Source organism: Deinococcus depolymerans, assembly GCF_039522025.1.
Classification (GTDB): domain Bacteria; phylum Deinococcota; class Deinococci; order Deinococcales; family Deinococcaceae; genus Deinococcus; species Deinococcus depolymerans.
In genome coordinates this window covers 302,311-314,596 of the sequence record NZ_BAAADB010000030.1, presented here as the reverse complement: position 1 = coordinate 314,596, position 12,286 = coordinate 302,311, and the positions used below count along the sequence as shown (strand labels likewise).

The 12,286-nt window shown below is 69.9% G+C and carries 13 protein-coding genes; 9 read left to right on the top strand and 4 right to left on the bottom strand.

Features of this window, described 5'->3' with window-relative positions; all coding sequences use genetic code 11:
* Positions 1-282 precede the first annotated feature (282 nt).
* From nadA to nadB, 3 genes are read right to left on the bottom strand one after another with little or no spacing between them, the layout of a single operon-like run.
* A complete protein-coding gene (gene nadA / locus ABDZ66_RS16055; RefSeq protein ID WP_343761047.1) occupies positions 283-1,332 on the bottom strand; it encodes a quinolinate synthase NadA in 1,050 nt (349 codons plus the stop codon).
* Positions 1,329-2,192 carry a carboxylating nicotinate-nucleotide diphosphorylase gene (gene nadC / locus ABDZ66_RS16050; protein ID WP_343761045.1) on the bottom strand — a complete coding sequence of 288 codons (864 nt, stop codon included), beginning with the start codon at positions 2,190-2,192 and terminating at the stop codon, positions 1,329-1,331. Before nadC ends, nadA begins: the two co-directional genes overlap by 4 nt.
* 34 nt (positions 2,193-2,226) lie before the next feature.
* On the bottom strand, positions 2,227-3,774 hold the full coding sequence (gene nadB, locus ABDZ66_RS16045; RefSeq protein ID WP_343761043.1) for an L-aspartate oxidase: 1,548 nt from the start codon (positions 3,772-3,774) through the stop codon (positions 2,227-2,229).
* Positions 3,775-3,871: 97 nt separating this feature from the next.
* Between nadB and ABDZ66_RS16040 the strand changes: the two genes are divergently transcribed.
* Positions 3,872-4,222 carry a hypothetical protein gene (locus ABDZ66_RS16040; protein ID WP_343761041.1) on the top strand — a complete coding sequence of 117 codons (351 nt, stop codon included), beginning with the start codon at positions 3,872-3,874 and terminating at the stop codon, positions 4,220-4,222.
* 476 nt (positions 4,223-4,698) lie between these two features.
* Positions 4,699-6,231: a B12-binding domain-containing radical SAM protein gene (locus tag ABDZ66_RS16035; RefSeq protein WP_343761039.1), complete on the top strand. Its 1,533-nt coding sequence runs from the start codon at positions 4,699-4,701 to the stop codon at positions 6,229-6,231.
* Positions 6,232-6,485: 254 nt separating this feature from the next.
* Here ABDZ66_RS16035 and ABDZ66_RS16030 read toward each other — a convergent pair whose 3' ends face one another.
* Positions 6,486-7,853, bottom strand: a complete 1,368-nt coding sequence (locus ABDZ66_RS16030) for an esterase/lipase family protein (RefSeq protein WP_343761037.1) — start codon at positions 7,851-7,853, stop codon at positions 6,486-6,488.
* 275 nt (positions 7,854-8,128) lie between these two features.
* On the opposite strand from ABDZ66_RS16030, the gene ABDZ66_RS16025 reads away from it, so the two are divergent.
* The 7 genes from ABDZ66_RS16025 to lysX all read left to right on the top strand — a co-directional run bounded on the left by ABDZ66_RS16025 (position 8,129) and on the right by lysX (position 12,206).
* Positions 8,129-9,415 carry a 3-isopropylmalate dehydratase large subunit gene (locus ABDZ66_RS16025; protein ID WP_343761035.1) on the top strand — a complete coding sequence of 429 codons (1,287 nt, stop codon included), beginning with the start codon at positions 8,129-8,131 and terminating at the stop codon, positions 9,413-9,415.
* Positions 9,412-9,768, top strand: a complete 357-nt coding sequence (locus tag ABDZ66_RS16020) for an inorganic pyrophosphatase (RefSeq protein WP_343761032.1) — start codon at positions 9,412-9,414, stop codon at positions 9,766-9,768. Before ABDZ66_RS16025 ends, ABDZ66_RS16020 begins: the two co-directional genes overlap by 4 nt.
* Positions 9,765-10,154, top strand: a complete 390-nt coding sequence (locus ABDZ66_RS16015) for a VOC family protein (RefSeq protein ID WP_343761030.1) — start codon at positions 9,765-9,767, stop codon at positions 10,152-10,154. Before ABDZ66_RS16020 ends, ABDZ66_RS16015 begins: the two co-directional genes overlap by 4 nt.
* Before the next feature lies 1 nt (position 10,155).
* A complete protein-coding gene (locus tag ABDZ66_RS16010) occupies positions 10,156-10,650 on the top strand; it encodes a LeuD/DmdB family oxidoreductase small subunit (RefSeq protein ID WP_189053541.1) in 495 nt (164 codons plus the stop codon).
* Between the two features lie 23 nt (positions 10,651-10,673).
* Complete coding sequence (locus ABDZ66_RS16005) at positions 10,674-11,012, top strand: hypothetical protein (RefSeq protein ID WP_343761024.1); 339 nt, start codon at positions 10,674-10,676, stop codon at positions 11,010-11,012.
* A 72-nt stretch (positions 11,013-11,084) separates the two neighbouring features.
* Positions 11,085-11,258: a lysine biosynthesis protein LysW gene (gene lysW / locus ABDZ66_RS16000; RefSeq protein WP_343761022.1), complete on the top strand. Its 174-nt coding sequence runs from the start codon at positions 11,085-11,087 to the stop codon at positions 11,256-11,258.
* An 84-nt stretch (positions 11,259-11,342) separates the two neighbouring features.
* Positions 11,343-12,206 (top strand): lysine biosynthesis protein LysX, encoded by an 864-nt coding sequence (gene lysX / locus ABDZ66_RS15995; protein ID WP_343761020.1) that lies wholly within the window; start codon positions 11,343-11,345, stop codon positions 12,204-12,206.
* Positions 12,207-12,286 lie beyond the last annotated feature (80 nt).

Below are 12,286 nucleotides of genomic sequence, written 5' to 3'. Positions count from 1 at the left end.
CCTCCAGCGCACACCGGCGATGGCGATTGGGCTGACCGATCGCGTTTGGACGCTGCGAGCGTGGCTGTCACGGCCTCAAGGCGTTCCCTGTCGGGCATAGTTCCAGCCAACTACCTCAGGGTAGATCAGCGATGAAAACGCGGTTTCTGCCCCTCCCCCTTGAGGGGGGAGGTTGGGAGGGGGTGAGCAGGAACGGCGTCACAGAAGACGCTGTCCTGATTGCTCCCACGCGCATCCGCTCGGATTGAACGGCTCTGCAAGCCATTCAATCGGAGTCCGTCCTTACCCGATGGCGAGCATGCGTTCGATGGGCACCAGCGCCTTCTCGCGGACGTCAGCGGGGACGGTCACGCGCGGTTGCAGGTTCGCCAGTGCGTCGCGGATGTTCTCCAGGGTGATCATCTTCATGTACTCGCAGCAGGCGGTGCGGCTGACCGGGATGAAGGTCTTGCCGGGCACGTCGTGTTCCAGGCGGGTGACCATGCCGGTCTCGGTGACGACGATGAATTCCTGCGCGGCGCTCTCGCGGGCGCGGTGGACCATGCCCTCGGTGGAGTACAGCTGCAATTCCGGCAGGGCGCCCAGGATTTTCGTGGAGCAGCCGCACTCGGGGTGGATGAGCAGTTCGGCGTCCGGGTACGCGGCCTGCTGGTCCGTGACGTCCTCGGGGCGGATGGCCTCGTGCACGTGGCAGGCGCCGTCCCAGACGTCCATGGCGCGGCCCGTTTCGCGGATCACGTGCGCGGCCAGGAAGCGGTCCGGGGCGAACAGGACCGGCACGTCTTGCGGGAGGTTCTGCACGATCTGCACGGCGTTTCCGCTGGTGCAGCAGTAGTCGCTCTCGGCTTTCACGTCGGCGGTGGTGTTCACGTACGTGACGACCAGCCCGCCGGGATTGCTGGCTTTCCAGTCGCGGATGCCCTGCGCGGTGACGGTGTCGGCCAGCGAGCACCCGGCACGCAGGTCGGGGAGCAGCACGGTCTTGTCCGGGTTGAGGATCGCGGCCGTTTCGGCCATGAAGTGCACGCCGGCGAACACGATCACGTCCGCGTCGGTCTTCGCGGCCTGCCGGGACAGGCCCAGCGAGTCGCCCACGTAGTCCGCCACGGCCTGCACCTCGGGCCGCTGGTAGTTGTGCGCGATGATCACGGCGTTCTTCTCGCGGCGCAGGCGTTCGATGTCCGCGCGGATCTGCGCCTCGTCCGGCAGGACTTCCAGTTGCAGCAGGTCACGGTGGGGCGTCTGCGGGCGCGGCACGACCGGGGTGCCGGCGGGGGCGGGGCGTTCCGTGACAGGGCGGGGAGTGGGGGCCGTGTTGGGCAGGTCGGTCATGACAGGTCCTCAGGGGCAGGGGTGTGTGGGTCGGGAAGGAAGTTCAGGCTGATGTCCAGTGCGGGGGCCGAGTGCGTCAGCGCCCCGGCGCTCACGAAGTCCACGCGGCTGGCCGCCACGCGCGGCAGGCGGGACAGGGTCATGTTGCCGCTGGCTTCCAGCGTCACGTGCGGCGCGAGGCGGTCACGCAGGGCCACGGCCTGCGCCAGCAGCTCGTCGCTCATGTTGTCCAGCAGCACGCGGTCGGCGCGGGCGTGCAGGGCTTCCTCCAGGCCCGCGAGGTCCGGCACCTCGCACTCGATCTTCAGCAGGTAACTGTGGTCGCGGGCGCGGCGGATGGCCTCCGTGATGCTCCCGGCGGCGGCCACGTGGTTGTCCTTGATCAGGATGCCGTCGTCCAGGCCCGCGCGGTGGTTGAACCCGCCGCCGTGCCGCACCGCCTGTTTCTCCAGGTCGCGCCACAGCGGGGTGGTCTTGCGGGTGTCGAGCAGGCGCGTGTGCCCGCCGCCCAGCGCGTCCGCGTAACGCCGCGTCTGCGTGGCGACGCCCGACAGGCGCTGCGTCAGGTTCAGGGCGAGGCGTTCGCCGGTCAGGAGGCTGCGGGCCGCGCCGCTGACCGTGCCGATCGGGCCGCGCGTGCGGGCCTCGCCGTCCCGCGCGGTCCAGGTGACGGTCACGGCCGGATCCACCAGCGCGAAGACGCGCGTGGCGACCTCCAGGCCGCTCAGGACGCCCGGTTCCTTCAGCAGGAATTCGGCGGTGGCCCGCTGCGAGGCGGGAATGGTGGCGAGGGTCGTGGCGTCCCCCCGGCCGATGTCCTCGGCCAGAGCGGCGCGCAGGCGCTCGTCGAGACTCAGCATGGGGCGGCCCCGTGCGGTGACGTTGTGCGGGATTTCACGCGGAAGACCCTAGCACAGCCGGTGCCGCCGCGCCCACCGGCACCCGCGCCACCGTGTCCCCCAGCGCGCGCGACTGCACGGAATGCACCGCGCCCGCCGCCTCGCCCGGAAAGTCCGTCCGGTGATGCCCGCCGCGCGACTCCTCCCGCGCCAGCGCCGCCCGCAACACCCGCTCGCCGATCAGGGCCAGATGCCCGGCCTCCACACTCTCGCGGGACTCGGTGGGCGTCACCGGCCACGCCCAGGCGTCCAGCGCGGCCCGCAGGCCCGCCCCGTCGCGCCGCAGGCCCGCCGCGCCCGCCACCAGCGACCGCAGCGCCGGCAGGCAGGCCGGGTCCACCAGCGGGGCCGGCAGCGCCTCGGTGCGCGCCGGGACTGGCTTCAGGACCGCCAGGGCCGCCCGCGCCGCCCGCGCGCCGAACACCAGCCCCTCGGACAGACTGTTGCTGGCCAGCCGGTTCGCGCCGTGCAGGCCGCTGGACGCCACCTCGCCCGCCGCGTACAGGCCCGGCACGCCCGTGCGGCCCTGCACGTCCGTCTGGACGCCACCCATCGTGTAATGCACCGCCGGCTGCACCGGGATCAGGTCCGCGCCCAGGTCCAGGCCCAGCGGCGCCAGGGACGCCGTGACCGTCGGGAAGCGCGAGCGCACGAACGCCGCGCCCAGGTGCCGCAGGTCCAGGTCCACCCGGCCCGTCGCGGCGATCTCGGCGGCAATCGCGCGGGCCACCACGTCACGCGGCGCGAGTTCCAGCGCCGGATCGTAGCGCTCCATGAACCGCTCGCCGCGTGCGTTCAGCAGCCGCCCCCCCTCGCCCCGCGCGGCCTCCGTCACCAGGAACGCCGCGCCGCCCCGCACCACGGCCGTCGGGTGGAACTGCACGAACTCCAGGTCCCGCAGCGCCGCGCCCGCCTGCCACGCCAGCCCCAGCCCGTCCCCGGTGCCCTCCGGCGGCGCGGTCGTCACCGGGTACAGCCGTCCGAAGCCCCCGGTCGCCAGCAGCACCGCCCCGGCCCGCACCCCCACCGGCCCGTCCGGCGTGAGCAGGTCCGCGCCCACCACCGCGCCCCCCGACACCCGCAGGTTCCGCACGAACGCGCCCTCCAGCACGTTCAGCGCCGGCCCCCGCGCCGCCCCGAGCGCCCCGGCCAGCGCCAGACTGATCGAATGACCCGTCGAGTCCCCCGTGTGCCGGATCCTGGCCCGGCTGTGCCCGCCTTCCAGAGTCACATGCGCGCTGAACGTCACGCCCAGGTCCCGCAGCGTCTCCACGTGCGACCGGGCGTCCCGCACGAACGCCTGCACCGCCTCCGGCTCGCACAGCCCCCGCCCGGCCTTCAGGGTGTCGAGCGCGTGCGCCTCCTCGTCCCCCACCGCCAGCGGCGCCGCGATCCCACCCTGCGCCCAGCGGGTCGAACCGCCCGTCAGGGGCGTCTTGCAGGCCAGCACCACGTCCGCCCCGTAACTGCGCGCCGTCAGGGCCGCGTACGCGCCCGCCACACCGCCCCCGATCACCAGCAGCTCCGTCTCGACAATCCTCACGCCCGACAGGGTACGGCACAGGGGAGAGGATGGGGCTTGACGGTGGCGGCCGGGTCGCGCACACGCCGCCATCCGCCTGCTTGCTAGACTGCGCGGCATGACGCGACTGCTGCTGGCCCTGGCGGGCGTGATTCTGCTGGCCGTGACGGCCCTCGCGGCCGTGTGGCTGATCGGGCAGTTCCTCACGGGTCTGGGCGTGTTCGTGGTGGGCGCGGCCGGCGTGCTTGGCCGCCTGCTGTGGTTTCTGCTGGTCACGGGCCTGCTGGCGGGACTGGTGTACTTCGTGACCAGCGCGTGGCGTCCGGCGTTGCGTGCCCGGGCCCCCCGGCCCGACCTGCCCCGCCCGGCCGGGGCGGGCCAGCCGGGCGCGGCCGACGCTCCTGCGGCCGCTGCGCTCCGGCTGGACAAACCGGCACCGGTGGTCGCCGGGCCGGACCTGAAGGAGTGATACGGACTCCGATTGAATGGGCTGCAAAGCCGCTGGGTCCGAGCGAAGCGACCCGTGGAGCTGCTCCGCAGGGTGGGCGCGGGACGGGTGCCGGGCGGGGCGTTGGTCACGCGGCGTGTGGCCCGGTGGAGGGCGGAACAGGCGGCGGTCCGCGTGGCACGCGCGCCGGTCGGATGCCTCGTCCTCATACGGATTCCGTTTGTTTCGCCGACAATCCGGAACTTCACCGGATTGCCAGCTCCACGTCCGGAACCCGCTTCTCTCCTTCTCGCATCCGCTCGGATTGAACGGGCTTTGCAGCCCATTCAATCGGAGTCCGTATCACTCCGGCAGGGGCGCGTCGTAACGCGCACTTCAGTTGGGTGCGCTCAATCCCGTAGAATGGCAGATTGTGACGCGCGCCGCCGCCCGAGCCCAGCCCCTGCGCTGAGACCGCTCTGGTCCCCTCCGGCGCGGCCCACGCTCCCGGAGGACTTTTGAGTTACTGGCGCAACACCATCAAACCCCTGCTGGACGACGAGACCGGCACCCTGTTCAAGCAGGCTCCCGTCCGCGTGACCCTGGCCTTCCCGAACCGCTACTCGGTGGGCATGGCCTCGCTGGGGTATCAGGTCATCTACCGCATGTTCAACAACGAGGAAGGTGTCGCCTGCGAACGCGCCTTCCTGCCCGACGACGTCGAGGCGTTCGAGCGGACCGGGCAGGCCCTGCCCACCGTCGAGACGGGCCGGGACGCCGGGGACTGCCAGCTGCTGGCGATCAGCGTGTCGTTCGAGCTGGACCTGACGAACATCATCCGCCTGCTGGATGTCACCGGCCTGCGTCCCCTGCGCGAGGAACGCGACGACAGCGACGCCATCGTCATGATCGGCGGGCCGTTCACCAGTTCCAACCCCTACCCGCTGGCTCCCTTTGCGGACGTGATCATCATCGGGGACGGCGAGCAGATCATCCCGGTCGTCAGCGAGGCCCTGCGCGAGGCGACGAGTCGCGAGGACTTCTACGATCTCGTGGACGGCATGCCCGGCGTGTTCCTCCCGGCGCGGCACACCCACGAACCCAAGTGGGCGACCGCGCCCAAGGAACTGCTGCCCGCCTACAGCCAGATCGTCACGCCGCACAGCGAACTGAGCAACATGTTCCTCGTTGAGGCGCAGCGCGGCTGCCCCCGCCCCTGCACGTTCTGCCTCGCCCGGACCATGTACGGCCCGAACCGCAACAACCAGGCGCAGGAACTGCTGGACGTGATTCCCGACTGGGCCACCAAGGTCGGCCTGGTCGGCGCGGCCCTCAGCGACTTCCCGCACACCAAGTTCGTGGGCCGCACCCTGACCGACCGGGGCATCAAGCTGGGCGTCAGCTCCATCCGCGCCGACACGGTGGACGCCGAACTGGCCGAGATCCTCAAGGCCGGCGGGCTGCGCACCTTCACGGTCGCCAGCGACGCCCCCAGCGAACGCCTGCGCCGCTGGCTGAAGAAGGGCATCACCACCGAGGACCTCATCAAGACCGCGCACATCAGCCGCGACCTGGGCTTCAAGGGCGTCAAGGTGTACATGATGATCGGCCTCGGCCCCGAGAACGACGACGACATCACGGAACTGATCTCGTTCACCAAGGAACTCGCCGGGATCAACCGCATCGCGCTGGGCATCAGTCCCTTCGTGCCCAAACGCCACACGCCGCACTTCGCGGACCCCTTCGCGGGCGTGCAGGTCATCGAGAAGCGCATGAAGCGCATCCAGAAGGAACTGCGGACCACCGCCGAACTGCGCAACGTGTCCGCCAAGTGGGCCTGGGTGGAAAGCGTGATCGCGCGCGGCGGTCCGGAGGTCGGCATGGCCGCGTACCAGATCTACCGCAACGAGAGCATCGGCGCGTGGAAGAAGGCGCTGGACGAGGTCGGCTGGAGCGACGAGTTCGAGACGAACGCCCCTGCCATCGACCTGCCGCCCGGCCAGTACGAGAGCAAGGACGTCAGCGCCCACGCCCAGGGCCTCGCCATCTGACCCCGTGTCTCGCCGGCTCAGCCCCCTCCCGGACAGGAGCGGGGCTGATTCCGTGCGCCTGCCATTCACGGGCTGCAGCCCACGCCCGCAGTCAAACGGACTGCCGTTTGTTTCGTTAACAACCCGGGACAGCACCGGGTTGCCAACTCCACGGCCGGAATCCGTTTCTCTCCTCCTCTGCTGAGCAGCTCTCCGAGTCGCATCCGCTCGGATTGAATGGGCTGCAAAGCCCATTCAATCGGAGTCCGTATCAGTTAATTCTGCGAGGCCAGGAATGCCGCCTGGTTGCGGTAGAAGGTCTTCACGTCCCGGAATGACAGGTTGCCGGTGATGTCGATGTGGTCGTAGCCGCTGACGCGGCCCAGGCGGTACCAGCCCCCAGGCGTGGTGGCCTGCCCGGTGTACGCGGCGCTGCCCTGCCCGGTCGGGGCGTTCATGGAGGTGTTCGGGACGATCCCGTCGTTCGCCCACCACGCGCTGCTGTACGTGACGGCCCCGCCGGGGCTGCGGCCCGTGATGTTGCCCAGGCCGGGCTTCAGCGGCCAGGCGTAGGGGTACGCGATGGGTTGCAGGACGGCGTTCATGGTGGGCGTGGGGTACTGCCAGCCGCTGATCAGGCCGGTGGTGGTGGCATTCGTCTCCCACGAGAAGTACCGCGTGGTGCGGCTGCGGCCCACGGAGGCGTTCAGGGCGGCCGCGCCGTCCACGCTCAGGTCATACGCCGCCTGATCGCGGCTGTTCCAGATGCCGGAGTTGAACACGCGGGTGTTGTACGTGGTGAAACTCTCGCCCGCGGCGCGGCTCAGGCCCCACTGGCCCAGGTCGAAGTTGTACACGAAGTTCTCGGGGCTGACCGCGCCGACGCTGCCCGCGAAGGCCAGGATCAGGTTCTTGAACATGGGCACGGCGTCCTGCAGGGTGTCGGCGGCGGGACTGCCGTTGTTGGGGCTGCTGACGGTCATGACGCTGCGCACCCACCCGGCGCGGCCCCCGGCGAACAGGCCGCCGCTGGCGCGGTTAGCAGCGTCGCCGTCATCCAGGAGTTTCACGAGCAGCCGCGCGGTCTGGCCGCCCATGGAGTGACCCAGCAGGTTGACGGGGTGCTGCGCGTCCCACTGCGGGTAGAAGCCGGGGTAGCACTTGGCGGCGTCGGTGCGGGCGTGCCGGTGCTCGGCGGCGTGTGCCGCGCCGTAGTCCACGCAGCCGCCCTTGATCTGTGCGTACAGTTCGGCGGCGCGGTCCCAGTTGCTGCTGACCGGCCCCATGCTGGCCGTGAAGACGTTGTAGCCCTGGGCGCGCAGGTCCTGCTGCACGTCGTTCAGGCCGCCCCAGTAGCGCAGGCCGAGCGCCTCGTCCCGCCCGAAGCCGCCCAGGCCGTGTACCAGGATCAGCGGCGTGCTCCTGTCCAGCGCCTGCGCGTTCAGCGGTGCGGGCGGGGCGGTGTCGCGCAGGTCGGTCATGCGGGCGGGGGCGGTCGCCTCGGGCGGGGTGGGCACGCCCGCCACCGTGGGCGCGGGCAGGGTGGTGGCGTCCGGGCGGGTGGGGGCGCCGCAGGAGGCGAGCAGCAGGGCGGCGCTCAGGGCGGCAAGAACGGAGGTGCGGTGCGGGGCAGGTTGTGACATGACGGCTCCTGGGCCACGGGCGGAGGCAGGCCCGCGCCGGATTCAGGAGTGGGGCTGCTGGCGTCCGGACACGCTGGAGCGGACGGTTCTGCCGCGGGTGGCAGCTGGGTTGTGGGTACGTTCCGCACAGTGACATACCGGGAGAGGGGTTTATTTGACGCGGGTTCATTTTTGAACTGATCCGTTGCGACAGCATCCTGTCATTTGTAAACAATTCTGCCTGAAATCCAGTCAATCTCACGCCGGCGCTGCCCGGATGCGGCATGATGGGGGGCATGACGAATTCCATCCCCCGCCCACAGACCATGGCGGAAAAGATCCTCTCCCGGCGCGGCACGCACACCGTGTACGCCGGGGACCTCGCGGTCGTCGAGGTGGATCAGGTCATGGTCGTGGACTCCATCGCCCAGAGCTTCATCCAGCGGATGCAGCAGGACCTGAACGCCACGCCCAAATACCCCGGGCGGGTCAGCATCGTGATCGATCACGTCGCGCCCGCCAGCACCGTCAGCGTCGCCCAGGCGCAGAAGGAAGCCCGCGAGTACGCCGCACAGACCGGCGTGCGCCTGTTCGACGTGGGGCGCGGCATCTGCCATCAGGTCCTGATGGAGGAAGGGCTGGCCCGGCCCGGCTGGATCGTGCTGGGCAGCGACAGTCATTCCACCACCTACGGCGCAGTCGCGGCGTTCGGCAGCGGCATGGGCGCCACCGACATCGCCCTGGCCGCCGCGAGCGGCAAGACGTGGCTGAAGGTTCCCGAGAGCGTGAAGGTCACCTTCACGGGCGACCTGCGGCCCGGCGTGACCGCCAAGGACGTCGCGCTGGAGATGATCCGCCGCCTCGGCGCGGACGGCGCCACCTACCAGAGCATCGAGATGCACGCCGGGGACCGCTTCACGCGCGGCGAACGCATGACCCTCGCCAACCTCTGCGTCGAGGCCGGCGCGAAGGCCGGACTGGTCGTCCCCGGCGGCGAGATCCTCACCGCGTACGGGTACGACATCCCCGAGTGGGTCTACCCGGACGGGGGCGCCACGTACGTGCAGAGCATCGAGATCGACCTGGGCGCCCTGAACCCCCGCATGAGCGCTCCCAGTGAGGTGGACAACGTGTTCGACGTCGCCCAGCTGCGCGAGGACCTCCGCGACGTGCACGTGGATCAGGTGTTCATCGGCACCTGCACGAACGGCCGCATCGAGGACCTGCACGCCGCCGCCGACGTCCTGCGCGGGCGGCGCGTTGCCCCCGGCACCCGCCTGCTGGTCATCCCGGCGAGCAGTCAGGTCATGGAGGACGCCATGGCCGACGGCACGTTGTTGACCCTGCAACGCGCCGGGGCGGTCCTGGGCACCCCCGGCTGCGGGCCGTGCATGGGCCGCCACCAGGGCGTCCTCGCGCCCGGCGAGGTCTGCGTCAGCACCAGTAACCGCAACTTCATCGGACGGATGGGGGACAAGGACGCCCGCATCTACCTCGCGTCACCCGCCGTGGCCGCCGCGACCGCCGTGATGGGCCGCGTCGCGCTGCCAGAGGACGTGCTGTCCACCCCGGTGCCCGCGTGACCGACGCGAACTTCTGGGCGGTCCTCGACACCCTCGTGGCGGACGCCGAGGTGGTCGTCGAGCGGCCTGCCGGGTCGGCCCACCCGCGCTTCCCGGACACTCGCTACCCGCTCGACTACGGGTCACTGCGCGGCACGACTTCCGGCGACGGCGCGGAGATCGACGTGTTCCTGGGTCACTCCGGTGCGCGCACTGTGACGGGGGTGGTCGCCACTGTGGACGCCCGCAAGCGCGACGCGGAACTCAAACTGCTGCTGGACTGCACGCCCGAGCAGATGCAAATGGTGCAGGCATTCCTGTCCTGGCCGGATTCTTTCGGCTGCGTGGTGCTGCCGCGCCCGGTGCCCGCGTGAACGTCCGGCTGGATCACTCCGTGCTGCACGTTTCGGACTGGGCGCTTTCGAACGAGTTCTACGCACGGGTGCTGGGGGCCGAGGTCATCCCGCGCGGGCAGGGCTTCGCGTACCGCTTCGGGGCGCAGCAGCTGAACCTGCATGGGCCGGCCCTGAGTCCGCAGCCGCTGGCGCGCGTGCCGGTCGCGCCGGGCGGCAGTGACCTGTGCTTCGTGTGGGACGGTCCGGTCAGCGGGGCCGCCGCGCACCTGAGTGCGTGTGGCGTGCCGGTGGAACTGGGCCCGGTGGCCCGCACGGGCGCGCAGGGTGACGGTCTGAGCGTGTACTTCCGCGATCCGGACGGGTCGCTGCTGGAATTCATCAGTTACGAGCAAGAGGGGGCCTGAGATGCCGAGAATCTGGAAATTTGGCGACAGCGTGAACACGGACGACATCCTGCCGGGCAAGTTCGCGCCGTTCATGGCGGGCGAGGACGTGTTTCAGACGTTCGCGTTCCATTACATCCGCCCGGAGTTCGCGGCATCCGTGCGGCCCGGTGACGTGCTGATCGGGGGGCGTAACTGGGGCCTGGGCAGCAGCCGTGAGTACGCCCCGCAGGCGTTGAAGAAGTTGCAGGTGGGCGGGATCGTCGCGCCGAGCTTCGCGCGGATCCACTACCGCAACCTCCTGAACCTGGGCATCCCGGCGTTCGAGTACGACCTGACCGGACTGCTGGAGGACGGTGCGGAGGTGTCCCTGGACGTGCCCACGGGCGTCCTGACGTACGCGGGCGGGACGGTGCAGTTGCCGCCGCCGCCGGAGTTCCTGCGTGAGGCGCTGGCGGAGGGAAGCATCCTGGCGTTCTTCAAGAAGCACGGGCGTTTTCCCGGCGAGCCCGCCTGAACCGGGCGTCCTACACTGGGGGTATGGCGACCCTGGAGATTGAATGCCCCGTGTGTGCGGAAGTGCTGGAACTGACGGACGAGGACCGTGCCGAGCTGATGGTGGGGGACGTGATCGTGTGCGATTCCTGCCATTCGGAGATGGAGGTGACCCGCAACGGTGAGGGTGAGGACTTCGACCTGGAGTTGCTGGGTGAGATGACGACCTGCCCGAACTGCGGTGAGGAGTTCGAGGTGACCGAGGACCTGCTGGCGGCCGCGCCGGTGCAGGTGCTGGACGGCGCGGAGGTGAGCGTGGTGTCGTGTCCGCACTGCAAGGGGCTGGTGGCGCTGGAGTTGATGGACGAGGAGCGCGGCAGCTGACATCGATGATGTCTATACAATTGCGAACGCCAGATATTCAGTGAGCTAACCTATCAAACGTAAGGAGTGAATATGGCTACCATTCAATTTGAAAACCCGGATACCGGTGCGATCATCGAACTGACCAACCCCGAACTCGGCGAACTCGTCACCGACGATGAGACCGGCATGGAATACGAGGTCGTGTCCATCGAACCGCCCCGCCTCGAAGCCGCCCCGCAGGAAGCGGAGGACTGGGGCGAGTGACCCTGCCAGGGCACGCGGTCAGGCCGTTCCGACGGAACACCTGACCGCGCGCCCTTGCAAGGTCACCAACCCCGGACACCCAGCATGGCCGACCTCGCCGTCCTGTACGACCGCATCCGCCCCGACGAGAAGATGCTCTTCGAGGCCCTCGACGACCTCGGCGTGCCCTACGACAAGGTCTACACGCCCCAGCTGAAGGTCACCTTCGACGAGCAGGGCCGCCCGGGCGTGCCCTGGAAGGTCGCCATCGAACGCTGCGTCAGCCAGAGCCGCGGCCACGGCGTCACCCGCGCCCTCGAGGGCTTCGGCGTGAAGGTCATCAACCCCGCGCACGTCATCGAACTGTGCGGCGACAAACTCGCCACCAACGCCGCCCTGCACGCCCACGGCCTGCCCACCCCCCGCACCGGCGTGGCCTTCGACGGCGACGCGGCCCTGACCCTCATCGAGGAGATGGGCTACCCGGTCGTCCTGAAACCCACCGTCGGCTCGTGGGGCCGCATGGTCAGCCGCCTGAACGACCGCGCCGCCGCCGAGGCCGTCATCGAGCACAAGGAAGTCCTGGGCGGCCCGCAGCACGGCATCTTCTACGTGCAGGAACTCATCAACAAGCCCGGCCGGGACATCCGCGCCTTCGTGGTGGGCGGGCAGTGCATCGGCGCGATCTACCGCACCAGCGAACACTGGATCACCAACACCGCGCGCGGCGCGAAAGCCAGCAACTGCCCCGTCACGCCCGAAATCGCCGACCTCGCCGTGCGGGCCGCCGCCGCCGTCCACGGGCAGATCGTCGCCATCGACCTCGTCGAGGACCCGGGTGCCCAGAACGGGTGGGGCGGCCTGAAGATCATCGAGATCAACCACACCATGGAATTCAAGAACTCCGTGGCGACCACCGGCGTGAACATCCCACGCCTGATGGGCGAGTACGCCATCAGCCTGCTGTAGGCGGCTGCGCAGCGAACAGCCAGGCGGCCCGGTGTTCATCGCACCGGGCCGCCTGGCTGTCACCGCTCATACGGACTCCG

Excerpts from the sequence above, each read along its gene's own strand:
- nadA (WP_343761047.1), bottom strand. The coding sequence starts at position 1,332 with ATGACCGACCTGCCCAACACGGCCCCCACTCCCCGCCCTGTCACGGAA.
- nadC (WP_343761045.1), bottom strand. The coding sequence starts at position 2,192 with ATGCTGAGTCTCGACGAGCGCCTGCGCGCCGCTCTGGCCGAGGACATC.
- ABDZ66_RS16040 (WP_343761041.1), top strand. The coding sequence starts at position 3,872 with ATGACGCGACTGCTGCTGGCCCTGGCGGGCGTGATTCTGCTGGCCGTG.
- ABDZ66_RS16030 (WP_343761037.1), bottom strand. The coding sequence starts at position 7,853 with ATGTCACAACCTGCCCCGCACCGCACCTCCGTTCTTGCCGCCCTGAGC.
- ABDZ66_RS16025 (WP_343761035.1), top strand. The coding sequence starts at position 8,129 with ATGACGAATTCCATCCCCCGCCCACAGACCATGGCGGAAAAGATCCTC.
- ABDZ66_RS16010 (WP_189053541.1), top strand. The coding sequence starts at position 10,156 with ATGCCGAGAATCTGGAAATTTGGCGACAGCGTGAACACGGACGACATC.
- ABDZ66_RS16005 (WP_343761024.1), top strand. The coding sequence starts at position 10,674 with ATGGCGACCCTGGAGATTGAATGCCCCGTGTGTGCGGAAGTGCTGGAA.
- lysW (WP_343761022.1), top strand. The coding sequence starts at position 11,085 with ATGGCTACCATTCAATTTGAAAACCCGGATACCGGTGCGATCATCGAA.
- lysX (WP_343761020.1), top strand. The coding sequence starts at position 11,343 with ATGGCCGACCTCGCCGTCCTGTACGACCGCATCCGCCCCGACGAGAAG.